Source organism: Bacteroidota bacterium, assembly GCA_039714315.1.
Taxonomy (GTDB): Bacteria; Bacteroidota; Bacteroidia; order Flavobacteriales; family JADGDT01; genus JADGDT01.
The window spans coordinates 1-18,272 of record JBDLJM010000055.1 but is presented as its reverse complement, the minus strand read 5'-3'; the positions used below and the strand labels follow the sequence as shown (position 1 = coordinate 18,272).

The window sequence follows — 18,272 nt, the reverse complement described above, 5'->3', positions numbered from 1 at the left end:
TTCTGCTCACTTAAAGAAAAACGTTATTTGTTTTTCAAAGCGGGTGCAAAAGTAGTAAGATTTGCATTCCCCGCAAGTGTTTTTGAAGCTTTTTTTAAATTAAACCGTATTTACTGATGAAATGCTGTTTTTTGAGGGTAAACACAGTAGCTTTGATCAGGTAAACTACATAGGGTTGATATTATATAATGATTTAATTGACCTTGCGCTGTATGGACAGAAGAATATCTAATGAGCTAAACTATACTTATATTTAATATATATAGTAAACTACACTATCACTAATCAACAAACGCCCCTGATGGCAGCGTTACCCTACAGGAGCTAAAGACATTGAACAAAATTTTGCCGTGGCTCTGACTTTAGGGAAGAGACCATGGCAAAACTATTGTGAAAGTCTTTAGCGACGAAGCGTAGAAGCGGACAGCAGGATAAGGCGCAAAATTATATATCCTTAATAAAGTCTTTATATTCTATAAACACTTCTTCGATTGGTGTCATGTTTTCGATGAAGAAATCGAATATCTGCGGCCATTTTTGTTGATTATATAAACTTACGCCGTCGAGCTGGCAATAAATCCTGGAGATTTCCTTACCATTATCGAGCATAAAAAACTCTTCCCAGGTTAAATCACAGGGAGTTGAATCGTTTATTAGAGTCTTTAAGCTCTCAAATTTCTCCCAATAAGCTACTTTCTTATCAAAATCGCGCTGTTCGAAGTCTATGCATACTCTTGCAAATTTTCTTTCGGCCTCAAACTTAAAAGAAAGATCCTTAATTCCGGTATTGAATTGTATCCACCTTTTCTTTTCTCCATACTCTGTTTTCATAAGAGCTGTCCTTTTGCCAAATGTTATCCAAAAGTCCTGACGTATTTTTCTTGCTTCTTCCTTACTAAACATTAATTATCTGTATTTTAATTCTCTCGTCAAACTCAGGTTATTAAGTTACAAACTTAATAATTTAAAAGAATAAAGGATTGTATTAATTTATTACACTAACATTTGCAACACCTATATAATTTGAACGTCTTATAGGTATAAAAGAAAATTAACACTGTATAAATATATATAAGATGAAAAAGATTATCCTCATAATAAACTTAATGCTAATTGCGACTATAGGATTCTCGCAAAACACTATCGACGCAGAAGACATTTTAAGAAAAATTGACTCCGGAGAAATCATCTCCTATAAAAACATGACAATAAATGGAGACCTGGACCTTACTTCGCTAAAAAATAATATTGAAAAGAAAGGAGACGGATGGTTTGATATTGATGATGAAAAAATTATCATCACAATAGAACAAAAAATTGAATTTGAAAATTGTAATTTCAGAGGAAGTGTAACCGGATATTTAAATAAGGAAGATGATGACATTCTCTATATTACTAAATTTAAGAATCCTGTGACATTCAATAATTGTACTTTCAATAAAGAGGTAACATTTAAATACACTACTTTTTACGGATTAGTTAATTTTCAATCTTCTACTTTCGATGATTATGTTGAGTTTAAATACACAAACTTCGAATCTAATTCAGATTTTACAAAATCTAAATTCAACGACGATGCAAACTTCAAATACACAAATTTTGAAGAAAAAACTTCATTCAATGGAGTAATATTTAAAAAGGAAGCAATATTTAAGTATACTAACTTCGATGACGATGTACGTTTCATTGGAAGTAACTTTCAAAATATAGCAATATTCAAGTATACTAACTTTGATGGACGCATAAACTTTGAAAACTCAAACTTTGATGGTCTTGCAGAATTTAAGTACACAAATTTCTCATCGGGTGTTTCATTCAAAAATGCAACGATGCAGGATGTAGACTTTAAATACACTAACTTTTCTCAACCGCTGGTTTTCGAAGGACTGACAATAAATGGAAGTATAGATCATAAATATGCTAATGGAGCAAATGGTATTTTCGACAAAAGAAGCTGGTAACTCTATAATTTACCAATATTAATTAAAGCAATTTATCTCACTGTAACTAAAGTAGATAAATTGCTTTTTCATTTTAGCTTGTCGGCCATGAAGTCAATCTATATCAATGCTTACCTCACAGATAATCACTCCGAACCTGCCAAACCTTTAAAAAAGCGTAAATCATAAAACATAAATAAAAATTTAAACTAAATTTGCTTCCGTACATATGCCAAGCCATATAACTGATAATAATTAGAGAAAATATCTATCTGTGAAGAAAATCCTATCATTTATATCTTTAACACTGTTTGCGTTACCGGTTTTTTCGCAATCAACTATCGACCCTTTAGATTGGTATAAGGGAGTGAGCAAAGATTCAATTCAGAGATATAAAATTTATCATTACGACGGAGACTCTACCCATGTGGATAGCACATTGACTATAAAAAAGTATTTTCGTCACAATCTTTTAAGAAAAGACGATCTTCTACTTCTAAAATTTGCAAACCAGGGAGAAAACTACAATCTGCTTTCCTATCAGGAAGGACATTCTTTGATTCCACAAATTGGATTCAAAACCAAACAACAAAACTTCCTCGAAAAAGAAGATATAAACTATTACGACGTTGCCACACCTTTTACTGAACTAGCTTTAAGAACAGGCTATTACAGAGGACAGTTTCTAGATGCCATATTTGCAGCAAATATCAACCCCAACCTTAACTTTTCTGTTGGATACAAAGGATTGCGATCTGTTGGCAGGTACAAAAATAGTTTAACAAGTCAGGGCAACATGCAGGCAACTGTTAATTACAAAACTAAAAACAGAAACTATCGTTTAAAAGCTCATGTAGTCTTTCAGGATCTGCTAAATAATGAAAGTGGAGGAATTGAAGATGACTTATTATTTACTACAGGTAATCCTGACTTCGCTACCCGTACTGCATTTTCAATGAATCTTGAGAGAGAATCAGTCTCACTGTTAAAAGGTAAAAGACTATATATTAATCACTATTATATGTTGCCTTTTGAGATCAGCGAATTGGGAGGCCGTGCTTTTATACAACATATAGGGAATGCCGAAACTAAGTATTTTAAATACTCCGACAAGGTTAGTACTAATAAATATTTCTTTGGCAGCGATGTGTTCAATACTTCCGAAACTAATGACAGTACAAGTTACCAATTCCTCCAGAATGATTTACTTATGGGAGTAAGAGGTAAACACGGTCGTTCTTACCTAAAGGCCGGAATAGGATATAACTATCAGAATTACGGCTATGACACTTTAAAAGTAATAAGCGACAATCAGGTTATTCCTGCCTATATGAAAGGTAGCACCGTAAGCATGAAAGCTTCGGGTAGAATATTTCCCCTGGAGAACTTAGATATAGAGGCACACGGAAGCTATAATATTTCAGGAAAATATATCGATGCTTTTGAACTGTTTGGACAAGCTAACTATAAGCTCTTTCAAGAACATAAACTAAGCGCAAGCCTGGGTATTTATTCATATTATCCGGAATCTCAATTCTGGCTTTACCAGAGCAATTATAAGCAATACAACTATTTTAACCTATTAGAAAAACAAAACAAACTTGACTTTAAGTTTAGTTTTGAATCTCCTAAGTGGGTTGATGCCCATATCAGATATGTAATTCATTCTAATTATACTTTCTTCGACGCCGGTATTCCTTACGAGGATGTGGAGGACGGACATGAAATTCCTGAAAATGCGGTTGTACCCGTAAAGACCGTTCAGTACGACGAGGTTATTAATCTCATCGAAACAGGCATTCATAAGGACATTAAATTTGGAGTTTTTGGGCTCGACACTAGAACTGTATTCCAAAAAGTACTTTCGGGAGAAGAAGTATTAAGAATACCTGAAATAGTTACCAGAAACACAATTTATTATCAGGATGACTGGTTCAGACATGCTTTACAGGTCCAAACCGGGGTTTCTGTTAAGTATTTTACTGAGTTCTCTTCTTACAGTTACAACCCTTTGATAGGAGCATATTACAGACCGGGAAACGAAATAAATACTAACAATACAGAAGGAACTTTTTATTTAGGTTCACCTCCTGAGAATGACACTAAAATTGGAAATTACCCCCTATTCAACTTCTTCTTTAATGCAAGAATCAGAACAATACGTATTTTCTTCGAAGTAGAAAATTTCACATCTCCGGCAGGGAATTATAATTACTTCTCAGCTCCTCATTATCCGGGGGCAGATCTAAGTATCAGATTTGGATTAGTTTGGAATTTCTTTACTTAAACTTATAATACACGGCAAGATGACTAAATACATATAAACTTGCCTCTCTCCTGTTTTACACCTTATACATCCTGAAAATCAACTGATTATTTAACCTAATAAGGTGTTTTTCTAAACTGGAAATCCATACATAAATTGAGTAATTTCCTGAGAAGATATGTCTAAGATCATAGAAATTGTAAAATTATCTGAAAATTTATTTCAATAAACTGGTGTATTATATCAAAAAAATTACTTTTGCATCTGACTATATAAATCAAAATTGAAATAACATAAACTATAGCTATAAATGTCAAGATTTATCGGTAAAGTATCGCAGATTATCGGTCCTGTTGTGGACGTTAAATTCGATACAGAAACAGCTGAACTACCCAAAATCCTAGACTCACTGGAGATAAGAAGAGCTGATGGTAGTGTAATTGTATTAGAAGCGCAACAACATATTGGAGAAGATACAGTAAGATGTATTACGATGAGTGCAACTGATGGTCTTAACAGAGGTCATGACGTTATCGCTACAGGTTCTCCTATAAAAATGCCAATTGGAGAGGATATCAGAGGTCGCTTGTTCAACGTAACAGGTGATGCAATTGATGGACTGGGTAATCTGCCAAAAGAAAATGGTTTGCCTATTCACCGTCCGGCTCCTAAATTCGAAGAACTTTCTACATCATCAGAAGTACTTTTCACAGGTATTAAAGTAATCGATCTTATCGAACCTTATGCAAAAGGTGGTAAGATTGGATTATTTGGTGGTGCCGGTGTTGGTAAAACCGTATTGATTCAGGAATTAATAAACAACATTGCAAAAGGACACGGTGGTCTATCGGTATTTGCAGGTGTTGGTGAGCGTACTCGTGAAGGGAATGACTTGCTTCGTGAAATGATTGAATCAGGAATTATCAAGTACGGAGAGGAATTCGACAAATCAATGGAAGAAGGCGGATGGGATCTTTCTAAAGTTGATAAAAACGAACTAAAAAATTCAAAAGTAACTTTCGTATTTGGTCAGATGAACGAGCCTCCGGGGGCACGTGCTCGTGTGGCTTTATCGGGTCTTACTTTAGCCGAATATTTCCGTGATGGTGAAGGTGACGGACAAGGGAAAGATATCCTTTTCTTTATCGATAACATTTTCCGTTTCACACAAGCAGGTTCAGAGGTATCTGCCCTTCTTGGACGTATGCCATCGGCCGTAGGATACCAGCCTACACTTGCCACTGAGATGGGTGCGATGCAGGAGCGTATTACTTCTACTAAAAACGGATCTATTACATCGGTTCAAGCGGTATATGTACCTGCCGATGACCTTACCGATCCGGCTCCGGCAACAACTTTTGCCCACCTGGATGCAACAACAGTATTGTCTCGTAAAATTGCTGAATTAGGTATTTACCCGGCTGTGGATCCATTGGATTCTACTTCGAGAATTTTGAATGCTGAAGTTCTTGGTAACGAGCACTACAACACAGCGCAGAAAGTAAAAGAGATTCTACAGAGATATAAAGAACTTCAGGATATTATTGCCATTCTGGGTATGGACGAATTATCTGAGGAAGATAAGTTAGTTGTTCACCGCGCACGTCGTGTTCAGCGTTTCTTATCTCAGCCATTCCACGTAGCAGAGCAATTTACAGGGTTGAAAGGTGTTTTTGTTGATATAAAAGATACAATAAAAGGCTTCAACATGATTATGAATGGAGAAGTTGATCAGTATCCTGAAACAGCATTTAACCTTGTTGGAGGCATCGATGAGGCTATCGAAAAAGGTAAGAAAATGCTTGAAGAGGCTGCTTCATAATCATCAAGACAAAAGTAAAAAAGAGGATTTATCTAAACTTTTAACTTTTAACTTTTAACTTTGAACTTTAATAACATGTATTTAGAAATAATTTCTCCTGAAAAAGTTCTTTTTAAGGGCCAAGTAGCTTCAGTTACTGTTCCGGGGGCAAATGGAGAATTTCAGATGTTGAATAATCACGCAGCTATTCTTTCTACACTTACTGAAGGAATCGTGAAATTCGTGATCACACATCCACTTGAAGCCGAATACGACACCCTTACAGCAGAAGGGAATAATTATTCTCTAAAAATTAAAGGTGGAGTTGTAGAAATGAACGATAATAAAGTGATCATTCTGCCTTCATAATAAAATTATAATATTCATCAAAGATCCGTATAAACAAATGTTTGTACGGATTTTTTTGTTTTATCAGGCTGGCTCAACGGGCTATTCGCTATAGTTTATTACTGAGAAATGTGTTCAGCTAAACTTTTCGAAGAGCTCCCGGGGTCGCTCTCTACAAGTAAGCTTCACAACATTTTCACCAATAAAGCTGCCGCTGCTATCCCTGCCAGAAAATAAAGTCGTAATTCCATGAAATTAATAAATGTTTAATAAATTTGATTCGGGCTGTAATAAAAAATAAAATGCAATGATGGGATCTATCTATAACTTCAACATGGTGGCAGGTACTTACGATGATTTCTATAAAACTAAAACCGGTAAAAAGATTGATACTGAGGAAAAACAATGTGTGAAAAAATTTCTGGATACAATACCAAAAGGAGAAATTCTTGAGCTCGGTTCAGGAACCGGTCATTGGTCAAAATGGTTAAGCGAACAGGGATTCGAAGTATTAGGGATAGATATATCAGAGAAAATGTTGGAAAAAGCCAAAGAAAAAAACATTCCCAACAGCACGTTCAAAGCAATGAATATGTTTGATTTAAATTTTGACGATAATTCTAAAGATGCAATTATCGCCATAACTTCCCTGGAGTTCAGTACCGATCCGGACAAAACTTTCTCGGAAATAAAAAGGGTATTAAAACCGGAAGGACATTTCATCGCAGCCGTACTTAACAGTAAATCAATAATCGGAATCAATAAAAAAGACAACCCAACTTTCGCAAATGCAAACTTTTTTAGCTTAGATGGTTTAAAAAAAAGACTCCAAAAAATTGGAACACCCAAATTCTGCAAAGCTGCCTATTTGAATGAAAATTTTGAAATTACAGCCGATGATAAAAATACAGAACCTGCAATGATTGTCGGATTCGTCAAAAACAACCAATAAATAATACCTCTTAGAAACAATTTATATATAGCAGTTACACATTTAACTAATCGGATAATGAAAATATCAGCAGAAATAAGTCTCTATCCCCTTGATGCAGAGTACAACAAAAAAGTAATGAATTTCATAAATCAAATCAATAGTTTCGAAGGAATAGAATTTGAATACAACCACATGAGCACACTCCTCTGGGGCGAATATGACGATGTTATGAGCTGTTTAAACAGCTCAATAAAATCATCTTTCGAAGAACTGAAAAGTTCTATTGTAATTAAAATTTCTAATGGCTGTAAAGTGGAGTAATTTTATTCGAAACGCATAAAATCAAAAAGCGCAACCCAACCCGGCACCCGGTACTCATTACCCCTGAGCAAGGCCGAAGGAAGTAACAAAATTTTCATATTCTATACTGCACTATTAATTATTTTACTGTTACATTTGCTACACAAATAACAATGATTACGATGATAGATATTAATTCAGTACGCGAACAGTTCCCTATACTAAATCAAGAACTTTACAAACACGATCTTATATATTTCGATAACGGAGCAACATCACAAACACCTAATCAGGTTATCAATACCATTTCAGACTATTACCTGAAAATAAACTCTAATGTCCATAGAGGAATTCACACATTGAGCCAGAAAGCAACAATTGCTATGGAGGACTCAAGAATAACTATTCAAAAACACCTCAACGCAAAATCGGAAAGAGAAATAATATTCACTAAAGGAACAACCGAAGGTATCAATATTATAGCTCATGCCATGAGGTTCATCCTAAAAAAAGGAGATGAAGTAATCATTTCTGCTCTGGAACACCACTCAAATATAGTCCCGTGGCAAATGGCTTGCGAAGTTACCGGAGCTGCACTAAAATATATTCCTATCAACAGTAAAGGGGAGTTAGTAATGGAAGAATATGACAAAATTCTATCCGAAAAAACAAAAATTGTCGCCATTAACCATGTCTCAAATGCTTTAGGCACAATAAACCCTGTAAAGGAAATCATAAGGAAAGCACATAACTTCAATGCCTGGGTACTGATAGACGGAGCACAGTCAGTTCCTCATATGAAAGTTGATCTCAGGGATTTAGATGCTGATTTTTTTGTGTTTTCAGGCCATAAAGCATATGGCCCAACAGGTGTTGGTATTTTATATGGAAAGGAAAGTATCCTAAACACTTTAAGTCCTTATCAAGGAGGGGGTGAAATGATTAAAGAGGTAAATCTCGAAAAGAGCACTTATGCCGAAACTCCCTTCAAGTTTGAGGCCGGAACACCCAATATCGAAGCAAATATAGCAATGGGTGCAGCCATAGATTTCATGAATAATATAGGATTAGATAATATTGCACAACAGGAAAACGAACTATTAACCTACGCTACTGACAAACTAAATAAATTAGGCAATATAGAAATATATGGCACATCCAAAAGCAAAGCCGGCGTAATATCATTCAACCTAAAAGGATGTCACCCTTCTGATGTAGGAGCTATTCTGGATAAATTGGGAATTGCTGTTCGAACCGGACAACACTGCACGCAGCCAGTTATGGATTTCTTCAAAATTCCGGGAACAGTCAGAATTTCATTCGCAGTTTACAACACTAAAGATGAGATTGACACTTTCATTAACGCTATGGAAAGAGTAAAAATGATGCTGGGATAATTTAATGCCAGATAAAAATACACCTCATCCAACGTAGCATTCTAAAACTTACTTATTATAACCCCTAATACCTGTTTAAAATGTTTCAGTAAACAAAACACTATTAAACACATAACAAATACTAACAAAGTATTTATTATGCAAAATATTTTCACTGCAAAGGCATACTGTTTTTACTATAGATTTAGTAATTTTATGGCTACATAAAATAATCATTTCATCAGAATATATAGTATGCAATATTTAGATAGGTCATTTATATTTGAAACTGCTTGGGAAGTATGTAATCAGGTTGGAGGTATTTATACTGTAATAAGGTCAAAAGTACCTGCAATAACAAAAAGACTTGGTGACAATTACACTGTTATAGGACCATATTTTTCCAACAAAGCCGATTCAGAATTCGAACATAATCCACTACCGGAAACCCCAGTTGGTTGGGCAATAAAAAAAATGTGGGATATGGGGCTGGATGTTCATTATGGAACATGGCTTATATCAGGACGCCCTAAAGCAATATTGTTTAACACAGAAAGTATTAAAAACAGGCTTTTTGAAATTAAAAATAAAATATCGTCACGCTACCAGATTAATTTTGATAGTACTGATGAATTATTCGACGACGTAATCGCTTTTGGCGAATTAACTCATATCTTTTTCGAAAATTTTGCCAAGATGCACGACTGGAACGCCCAGGATGTATTAATACACTATCATGAATGGATGGCAGTTTCGCACCTTGCAGAATTAAAATACCACAATCTTCCGTATAAGGTGATTTTTACAACACATGCTACTATATTAGGAAGATATTTGGCAATGAACGATGATAATTTTTATAATCATTTGCCATTCTATAATTGGTTTAAAGAAGCAGCACATTTCAATATCTTACCGCAGGTAAGTTTCGAGAGATTGGCTGCACATAATTCTGATGTATTAACCACAGTAAGCAATATTACAGGTAAAGAATGTACTCATTTATTGGGCAGAACACCGGATACTATTTTGCCTAACGGCCTCAATATAGAAAGGTTCATGGCCACACATAAAATTGAGGTTCTTCACAAAGAACACAAAGAAAAGATTCACCGTTTTACAATGGGGCATTTTTTCCATAATTACTCATTCGATTTAAAAAATACGATATACCTCTTTACTTCAGGAAGGTTTGAATATAAAAACAAAGGCTATGATCTGACATTAGAATCCATGGCCAGACTAAACTACATGCTGAAAGAAGCCGGTAGTGATAAAACAGTCATCCTGTTTATTATCAGCAAACGTCCTTTCCACTCTATTAATCCAGAAGTTCTACAATCGAGGGGAGTAATGGAAGAGCTGAGAAAAGGAGTATCATCAATCTCCAAGGAAATAAAGGAAAAACTGTTTGTGGCAGCAGCAGCAAACCCCGATAATCCAATACTGCCAAATTTAAATGATTTTGTAGATGATTATTGGCGATTACGATACAGGAGATCTCTCAACGACTGGAAATCAGACAGGCTCCCTCCTGTAATTACTCACAACCTGATTGACGATTCAAAAGACGAGGTTTTGGAGTTTTTGAGAAAATCTAATTTACTGAATAAAGAGTCCGACAAAGTCAAAGTTATTTATCATCCTGATTTTATCTCAGAGTCAAATCCCCTATTCGGGCTCGATTACAATCAATTTGTAAGAGGATGCCATTTGGGAGTATTCCCCAGTTATTACGAACCATGGGGCTACACTCCTTTAGAATGTCTGGCCAGCGGGTTACCAACAATTACTTCAAACTTAGCCGGCTTTGGAGATTTTGTACATAGCGAAACCGAAGGCACTATAAAGGACGGAGTTCAGGTAATTGACAGAGTTTTCAAAAATTTTGAAGAATCAGCAGATCAGCTCGCAGGAATGCTCTACAATTTTGTAAATTCGACACCGCATGAAAGAATCATTCAAAGAAATAAGTCGGAGGCCTTTTCTACTGAATTCGATTGGGAAAAATTAATTAAATTTTATGTGGAAGCCTACGAAATGGCTATAACAAAATCATAAAAATATAATCTAAAGGAAAAGTTAACCTAAAGTTACAACACAAATGCTAAAAGAAAGAGATTTAAATCAGATAGACAATTTAGGAATCAACAAAGATATAATCGGGAAACAGTTAGATAGATTTAAAAATGGCTTCCCGTATATGAAACTTATCAGACCTGCTACTGAGAATGATGGGATATATGTATTAAAACCTCATAGAGAGAAACGATATGAGGAAACATATGATCAAGGAACAGTCAGTCACAGTATTACGAAATTCGTACCAGCTTCGGGTGCAGCTTCACGTATGTTTAAGGATTTGACTTCTTTTTACAATGAATTCGACATAGATAATGACAACTTTGACAGTTTCGTGAAAGATAACGGACTAAAAAGTGTAAAAGAATTTTTCGAAAAGTTATATCGCTTTGCTTTTTATAACGAGTTGATGGATACTATTGAAAATGCAGGAATAAAATACGATCTTTTATCCGAAAATGAAAAATATAAGACAGTTCTAAAGTACCTTCTTACAGATGTCGGGCTTAACTACAACAACAAACCTAAAGGACTTTTGGCATTTCATTTTTATTATAACAAATACCGTACGGCTGTTTCAGAACATTTGGTTGAAGGGGCAAGATATGCAAGACAAGCAGATGGTAATGTTAATATTCATTTCACAATTTCGCAGGAACACAGAGAGTTATTCGAAGAATTGGTTGATTCAAAAATAGATAAATACGAATCTGATTTTAATGTAAAATATAATATATCATATAGCTACCAGTCAGCATCAACCGACACTATTGCAGTTGACAACAACAACGAACCTTTTAGAAATGAAGATGGTAGTATTTTGTTCCGTCCGGGTGGCCATGGTGCCCTTATCGAAAACCTGAATAAACTGGAAGAAGACATCATTTTTATTAAAAATATTGACAATGTAGTACCCGATTTTCTAAAACAAAACACTATCAGGTATAAAAAAATTATTGGGGGATTATTACTGACTGCCAACAGGATAATTAACTCATACCAGTCGAGGATAGTGGCCGGCGACTATACCAATGATACGATTGAAGCAATTGAGCAATTCATAGAAGTACAGTTATCTGTCATATTACCCAAAAGCTATTATCAGCTGGATGCAGAAAAAAAGATCGAAGAGTTAAAAAGAATTTTAAACAGACCACTTAGAGTTTGTGGAATGGTAAAAAATGAGGGTGAACCGGGGGGAGGACCTTTCTGGGTAAAAAACAAACATGGGGAAATAAGCTTACAGATTGTAGAAAGTGCCCAGGTAGACATGAACAATAAAGACCAGAAAGATATAGTATCGCGTTCTACTCATTTTAATCCTGTCGACATTGTTTGTTCTTTCAAAGATTGGTCTGGCGTGGCTCTGGACTTAAATAATTTTATAGACGATAATACAGGGTTTATTTCTGAGAAATCGAAGGACGGAAAAACTTTAAAAGCTTTAGAACACCCCGGGCTTTGGAATGGTGCAATGTCTGACTGGAACACAATTTTTGTTGAAGTTCCCGATACTACATTTAACCCTGTAAAAACGGTAAACGACCTTCTACGTCCTGAACATCAATCGCTGTCAAGCACGAATAGCAATTAAACTTAATAAAAACTAAAAAAGAGGAGAATTATCTCCTCTTTTTTATTACATCTCAATTATATATTATACTTTTGCTTAAAATCTCAAAAGGGGTGCCCTACTATTCGGGCTGAGATCAAACCCATTGAACCTGACCGGGTAATTCCGGTAAGGGATATGTAAAATTTATATATAATACATTCAAAATTCGCCCCTTCATTTGAAGCAAACCATTTACTTCTATGAAGAATTATTACATTTTAATACTACTGCTGATTAGTTCAAATTGGCTGAATGCACAAATTTCATTATCGGGAACTGTAATAGACCAAAACAATGAGATTGTTGTTGGCGCAAATGTGGTTATTAAAGAACTTAATCTTGGAAAAGCAACAAACTCAAAAGGAGAATTCAGCTTTAAAAATTTAAGAGCCGGAAATTACTCTGTCACAGTAACATTCGTGGGAATGACAACCCATCGGGAAAAAGTGAAAGTTGATTCAAACAGAAAACTTGAAATTATTCTGGAGACAAGTGCATTTCTAACTGATGAAATAACCGTAACAGCAACAAGAGCATCGAGCAAAACTCCGGTAGCCTACACAAACATCACAAAAGAAGAAATTAACACCCGAAATCTCGGTCAGGATATACCTATACTAATGGAACTTACTCCTTCGTACGTTTCTACCTCCGATGGAGGAAACGGTGTAGGATATACGAATATGAGGATCAGAGGATCTGACAATACCCGCATAAATGTAACAATGAACGGAATTCCAATGAACGATGCTGAATCACATGGAGTTTGGTGGGTAAATATGCCAGATCTTGCTTCTTCATTAGAAGATATTCAAATACAACGAGGTGTAGGTACATCTACTAATGGCGCCGGGGCCTTTGGTGCCTCAATAAACCTGAGAACAAATGCAATAAATAAAGATCCTTACGCTGAATTAAATGGAACTTATGGATCATTTAACACTCAAAAATACAACCTTAAAGCCGGTTCAGGATTACTGGTCGGAAAATTTACTATAGATGCACGTGCTTCAAAAATTCACACAGACGGTTTTATTGATAGAGCTAAAGTTGATTTGCAATCTGTTTTCTTATCAGGTTCATATTACGGTGATAACAACTCTGTAATTTTCAATTACATCGACGGAAAAGAAAACACATACCAGGCATGGAATGGAGTTCCAAAAAACTACTTAAGCAACAACAACTTAAGAACATATAACAACTATACTTATAAAAACGAGATAGATAATTACCACCAAACACATTATCAATTATTCTATAATCAGAAAATTTCAGAAAACTGGAATTCGGATATTGCAGGTTTTTACGTGAGAGGCTCAGGATACTATGAACAATTTAAAAATGGCTACTACGAAGATGGAGAAGACCTTGATGAGTATGGAATAATTGTTACTGATGAAGCGGGCAACAAAATTGAAAAATCTGCTTTAGTACGTCAAAAATGGCTTGACAATCACTTTTATGGGGGTGTTTTCAACTTCACTTATAACAAAGAGTCAACAAACATAGTTATTGGTGGTGGGCTCAATAAATATGAAGGAGATCACTTCGGCAAAGTACTTTGGGTAAAAGAAGCACCTGTACAAGATATAGATCCTCTCCATGAATACTACCGAAATTCAGCTACAAAGACCGATTGCAACTTCTATTCTAAAGTTAATCAACAAATAGATGACCATTTCAACATCTACTTAGATTTACAATACAGAAGAATTAATTACAAATTTCAGGGATTAACCGATGAAGGGAATCCTATTCCTGAAAGCGATTCGCATAACTTCATCCTTCCAAAAGCAGGTATAAACTATTCTATCAACGATAATTCATCGGTGTTTTTCTCATTTGCTAAAGGAGCTAAAGAACCGAATAGAGGTGATTATACCGAAAACCCTATAGATCAGGTTCCGTTAGCAGAATACATGAATGATCTGGAGGCAGGATATAAGTTTTCCGGTTCTAACCTTATTCTTGAAGCCAATGCGTATTACATGCAATACACAAATCAGTTAATTTCTACCGGCAAGCTTAATGATGTTGGAAACTATATAAGAACAAATGTACCTGATAGCTACAGAGCCGGAATTGAACTGGCTGCTGCATGGAAAATATCCTCTATGCTAAGATGGAATGCAAATATATCCTACTCCCAAAGTATTATTAAAGAATATACAGAGTATATCGACGACTGGGACAACTGGACGCAGATACCGGAAACATTTACAAATACAAAAATGGCTTTTGCCCCTGATGTAGTAGCCGCTTCAAACTTTACAATTACTCCTCTGAAAGGTCTTTCATTTAATATTATCTCTAAATATGTTGGAGAACAATTTATTGATAATACAGAAAACAACTTGAGAAAACTTGATGCGTACTTTGTAAATAATTTCAAAGCCGAGTACAAGTTCAACATAGCTCTGTTCGAAGAAGTTGCTATTACGGCTATTGTAAACAATATTTTCGACCAAAAATACGAGACAAATGCCTGGGCATACAAATACAAGTCCGGTGACGGGTCTTATGACGGGTCATTCGGAGATAAATACTCTACTAAAAGCGATAAACCCGGATATTACGATATGGCCGGATACTTCCCACAGGCAGGGATTAATTTCCTTTTAGGCTTAAGACTGAAAATTTAGATTTTTTCACTTAACAATCTTTAACACTAAATATCAATACCTTAACTATTATCTTCAACCATCTTACGTAATTTTGATTATCGAAATTAAACTATAAAAGAAATATATTATGCGTAAGGTTGTATTATCACTGGTACTTGTCACTTTATTTTCAGGCTATACCGTAATGGCTCAGGAAAAGTCGAACGAAAAGAAAGTAGATGTAAAAGTTGAGAAAAAAATCATCGAAAAAGATGGTGAACAGAACAAAACTACCAAAGTCATTGTAATGAAAGACGGAAAAGTAGTTTTAGATGAAGAAGGAACTGACTTAACTGTTAGAGAAGCTTTGAGAAAAGCAGGAATAAGCAAAGACGAGATCGACAATATTGAAGTTAAAGTTGATTCCGACATTATGGCCTCAAGAGCAGGTAAACGTAAAATGATGTGGATGAATTCCGATCAGGAAGATTATACTTTTCAATTCGATATGGACGATGATTTTATGATGCTACACGAAGGTAAAAGAAGACCCGGAAGAATACCACATAATATACATACACGACCATTTAGACCTATGATGTTCCCGGAAGGAAAAATTTCTGTTTACGATTTCTCTAAATCCGATGAAGACACAAAAGAGTTTAACAACATACAGGAAAAGGAAATAGAATTTACTATCCTTAAAATTCAGGCGATAAGAAGAGGACTGTTTTTGGAATTTGAAACTAAAAAAGATGCTCTCGAGTTATCGATAAAAAACGCTGAAGGAAAGAAAATATTCTATGAGAAAAATTCAGGTTTTGACGGTAAATTCAGCAATCAAATACCATTAATTAATGCTGATGCCGGAGTTTACGTTCTGGAAGTTAAAATTGGTAAGAGAAACTGGCTACAGAAACTCGTAGTAGAATAAGCATAAAAATTATGGCATAAAACAGAGTCAGGGCATTTCTGTCTTGACTTTGTTTTACCTGTTAACAAATTGCATTTCAGAATTATACTTTAGTGCAACAGTTGTGTTTGTCCATGCCATTACAAGATGTACAAAATACGCAATCCAAATTGTGCCTGTATTTACACTCAAAAGACACAAAACTATAGACAAAGGAATTGCACCTGTAGTCTCACTTAAGCCCTTGGGAATATGAGTTCCTGAATATAGCGCTATATTAATTGCAACCGCCGGCCAAAGACCTAACTCTTCAACAAGAGGAAAAAGTAATAAGCCTCTGAATAAAAATTCATATCCCAACAGATATACCGCCCAGGATGCAAGATTACCTAACACCATTTTCCTGTTCCAAACGCGTGATCTTATTTGCGGATAATTAGTCAGATTCTCACTTTTCTTCGCACTGAAATAAACAATTGGAATTATTACGATGCTAAGCCCAACAATCCATACTATAGTAGAAATCAAGGTTTCTGTGTAAACACCCATACCTAGTTTCAAAAAAGTAGTCTCGGGAAAAACAATAAAAAATATTGATGCCGGCAATACCCCCATAGAGAAAGCTCCTAAATATCTGGTAAACATTATAAAGTTAGCTGATCCGCGATCCTCTCCATATTTTTCACGATATTGTTCTTTTAACTTGTCTGATTTCTGAGTAAACCAAAACACCATGAAGCCAAGCAAGGTCCCAATAACAGGTATGACAACTCTTAAATCGAGCCTGTTGAACGCCATATCTATGTTAAAAAACTCAAACATTATCACACATAGCCATTTGCATTTAACCAATCAAAACTACTTTGTATCCCATATTCTATTTTTGTCTGGGGCAAATCCAACTCCCTAATTGCCTTTTCTGAAGAATAGTAAAATCCTTCACAAGACTGTTTTGCCATAGAATATGAAACAAGTGGCTTCCTTCCGGTAATTCTGTACATTAACGATCCATACATTCCAAAAGCTAACACCCCCAATTTTGGTATTCTTCTTTTAGGAGCCTCCACTCCAACAACAGAGGCAATTTTACGGAATACTTCTTTATAACTGAGATTTTCATTTCCTATTATGTAGCTTTCGCCGATATTCCCTTTATCTAATGCATTGGCAACGCCTATAGCTGCATCTTCAACACATATAAAATTTCTTCCTCCCGGTGAATATCCCGGTAATTTTTGCGAGTGAACCGCAAGAATCATCGCTCCTGCATTAGGAGCAGAATCATATGCTCCTACCATAAAAGTTGGATTCACAATCAAGGCCGGCAACCCATCCCTTACTGCATTTATTACAAGTTGCTGAGCCCTCCATTTACTATCCATATAATCGATACCATACTTCAATCCCATATACTCTTTATCTTCATTTCCGGGATTTTCTTTAGTACCATAACCGAAAGAATTTGCAGTACCAACATGTATCAGTCTCTTTATACCTAACTCCTCTGCTAAGCATATTATATTTCTGGTGCCTTCAATATTAACGAGGTTTACCATTTCACTTCTGGATGGCCATATATTTGTATTAGCAGCAAGATGAAAAATTGCTTCCGCATCACCGGCAGCTTTCCTGAGCGAGTTACAATCGAGTAGATCACCGGTAACCTTCTCCAACGCCAAGCCTTCAAGCGTACTCAAGTTACTACTGGGCCGGGTGAGAACTCTTAATTCATGACCTCGTTTAATAAGTTCCCTGACAAGATTACTCCCCAATAACCCCGTTGCTCCGGTAACAAAAATTTTCATATAAGTTTGCTTTTAGATCAATGAATTACAGATAATGCTATTTAAAATGTATACTAATATAATATTGTTTTAGACATAAATATGATTGATCTCTCCATATCAAAAAATTATACTTTCTTTGATTAATATCAACCCTCATACAAGATATAAAAAGAGATGAAACGAGCATGACAAAATTTTAACAATTTTGACTCACAGGGGAATAAAAAAATTTTGTCTTTCGAACACCATTTCCTGTCACGCATTAAGCGTGATGGCCAAAACATAAAATTATTAACATATGAAA

Annotated in this window: 14 protein-coding genes and 1 riboswitch; of the genes, 11 read left to right on the top strand and 3 right to left on the bottom strand. The window is 35.3% G+C overall.

Annotated features, from left to right (window positions below):
• Positions 1–444: 444 nt before the first annotated feature.
• The gene (locus tag ABFR62_07345) at positions 445–903 is read right to left on the bottom strand and encodes a DUF4268 domain-containing protein (GenBank protein ID MEN8138230.1); all 459 of its coding nucleotides are present in this window, start codon (positions 901–903) and stop codon (positions 445–447) included.
• Between the two features lie 173 nt (positions 904–1,076).
• Here ABFR62_07345 and ABFR62_07340 point away from each other — a divergent pair, with 173 nt between their 5' ends.
• From ABFR62_07340 to ABFR62_07290, 11 genes are all read left to right on the top strand, one after another.
• Positions 1,077–1,961 carry a pentapeptide repeat-containing protein gene (locus ABFR62_07340; protein ID MEN8138229.1) on the top strand — a complete coding sequence of 295 codons (885 nt, stop codon included), beginning with the start codon at positions 1,077–1,079 and terminating at the stop codon, positions 1,959–1,961.
• 253 nt (positions 1,962–2,214) lie between these two features.
• Positions 2,215–4,227 carry a putative porin gene (locus tag ABFR62_07335; protein MEN8138228.1) on the top strand — a complete coding sequence of 671 codons (2,013 nt, stop codon included), beginning with the start codon at positions 2,215–2,217 and terminating at the stop codon, positions 4,225–4,227.
• 289 nt (positions 4,228–4,516) lie between these two features.
• Positions 4,517–6,028: a F0F1 ATP synthase subunit beta gene (gene atpD / locus ABFR62_07330; GenBank protein MEN8138227.1), complete on the top strand. Its 1,512-nt coding sequence runs from the start codon at positions 4,517–4,519 to the stop codon at positions 6,026–6,028.
• 75 nt (positions 6,029–6,103) lie between these two features.
• The gene (locus tag ABFR62_07325; GenBank protein ID MEN8138226.1) at positions 6,104–6,376 is read left to right on the top strand and encodes a F0F1 ATP synthase subunit epsilon; all 273 of its coding nucleotides are present in this window, start codon (positions 6,104–6,106) and stop codon (positions 6,374–6,376) included.
• A gap of 286 nt (positions 6,377–6,662) precedes the next feature.
• A complete protein-coding gene (locus ABFR62_07320; protein ID MEN8138225.1) occupies positions 6,663–7,307 on the top strand; it encodes a class I SAM-dependent methyltransferase in 645 nt (214 codons plus the stop codon).
• Between the two features lie 57 nt (positions 7,308–7,364).
• On the top strand, positions 7,365–7,610 hold the full coding sequence (locus tag ABFR62_07315; GenBank protein ID MEN8138224.1) for a YkoF family thiamine/hydroxymethylpyrimidine-binding protein: 246 nt from the start codon (positions 7,365–7,367) through the stop codon (positions 7,608–7,610).
• 161 nt (positions 7,611–7,771) lie between these two features.
• Positions 7,772–8,986, top strand: coding sequence for a cysteine desulfurase (locus tag ABFR62_07310; protein ID MEN8138223.1), 1,215 nt, complete (start codon positions 7,772–7,774; stop codon positions 8,984–8,986).
• 234 nt (positions 8,987–9,220) lie between these two features.
• On the top strand, positions 9,221–11,026 hold the full coding sequence (locus ABFR62_07305) for a glycosyltransferase (GenBank protein ID MEN8138222.1): 1,806 nt from the start codon (positions 9,221–9,223) through the stop codon (positions 11,024–11,026).
• 43 nt (positions 11,027–11,069) lie between these two features.
• Positions 11,070–12,641 carry a DUF4301 family protein gene (locus ABFR62_07300; protein MEN8138221.1) on the top strand — a complete coding sequence of 524 codons (1,572 nt, stop codon included), beginning with the start codon at positions 11,070–11,072 and terminating at the stop codon, positions 12,639–12,641.
• A gap of 78 nt (positions 12,642–12,719) precedes the next feature.
• Positions 12,720–12,813, top strand: a riboswitch (TPP riboswitch).
• A gap of 49 nt (positions 12,814–12,862) precedes the next feature.
• Positions 12,863–15,307, top strand: a complete 2,445-nt coding sequence (locus ABFR62_07295) for a TonB-dependent receptor (GenBank protein ID MEN8138220.1) — start codon at positions 12,863–12,865, stop codon at positions 15,305–15,307.
• A 109-nt stretch (positions 15,308–15,416) separates the two neighbouring features.
• Positions 15,417–16,202 (top strand): T9SS type A sorting domain-containing protein, encoded by a 786-nt coding sequence (locus tag ABFR62_07290; protein MEN8138219.1) that lies wholly within the window; start codon positions 15,417–15,419, stop codon positions 16,200–16,202.
• 54 nt (positions 16,203–16,256) lie between these two features.
• On the opposite strand, the gene ABFR62_07285 is transcribed toward ABFR62_07290, so the two are convergent.
• Both ABFR62_07285 and ABFR62_07280 read right to left on the bottom strand, forming a co-directional pair.
• Positions 16,257–17,003, bottom strand: coding sequence for a CPBP family intramembrane glutamic endopeptidase (locus tag ABFR62_07285; protein MEN8138218.1), 747 nt, complete (start codon positions 17,001–17,003; stop codon positions 16,257–16,259).
• Positions 17,004–17,005: 2 nt separating this feature from the next.
• Positions 17,006–17,986, bottom strand: a complete 981-nt coding sequence (locus tag ABFR62_07280) for an NAD-dependent epimerase/dehydratase family protein (GenBank protein MEN8138217.1) — start codon at positions 17,984–17,986, stop codon at positions 17,006–17,008.
• Between the last annotated feature and the right edge of the window lie 286 nt (positions 17,987–18,272).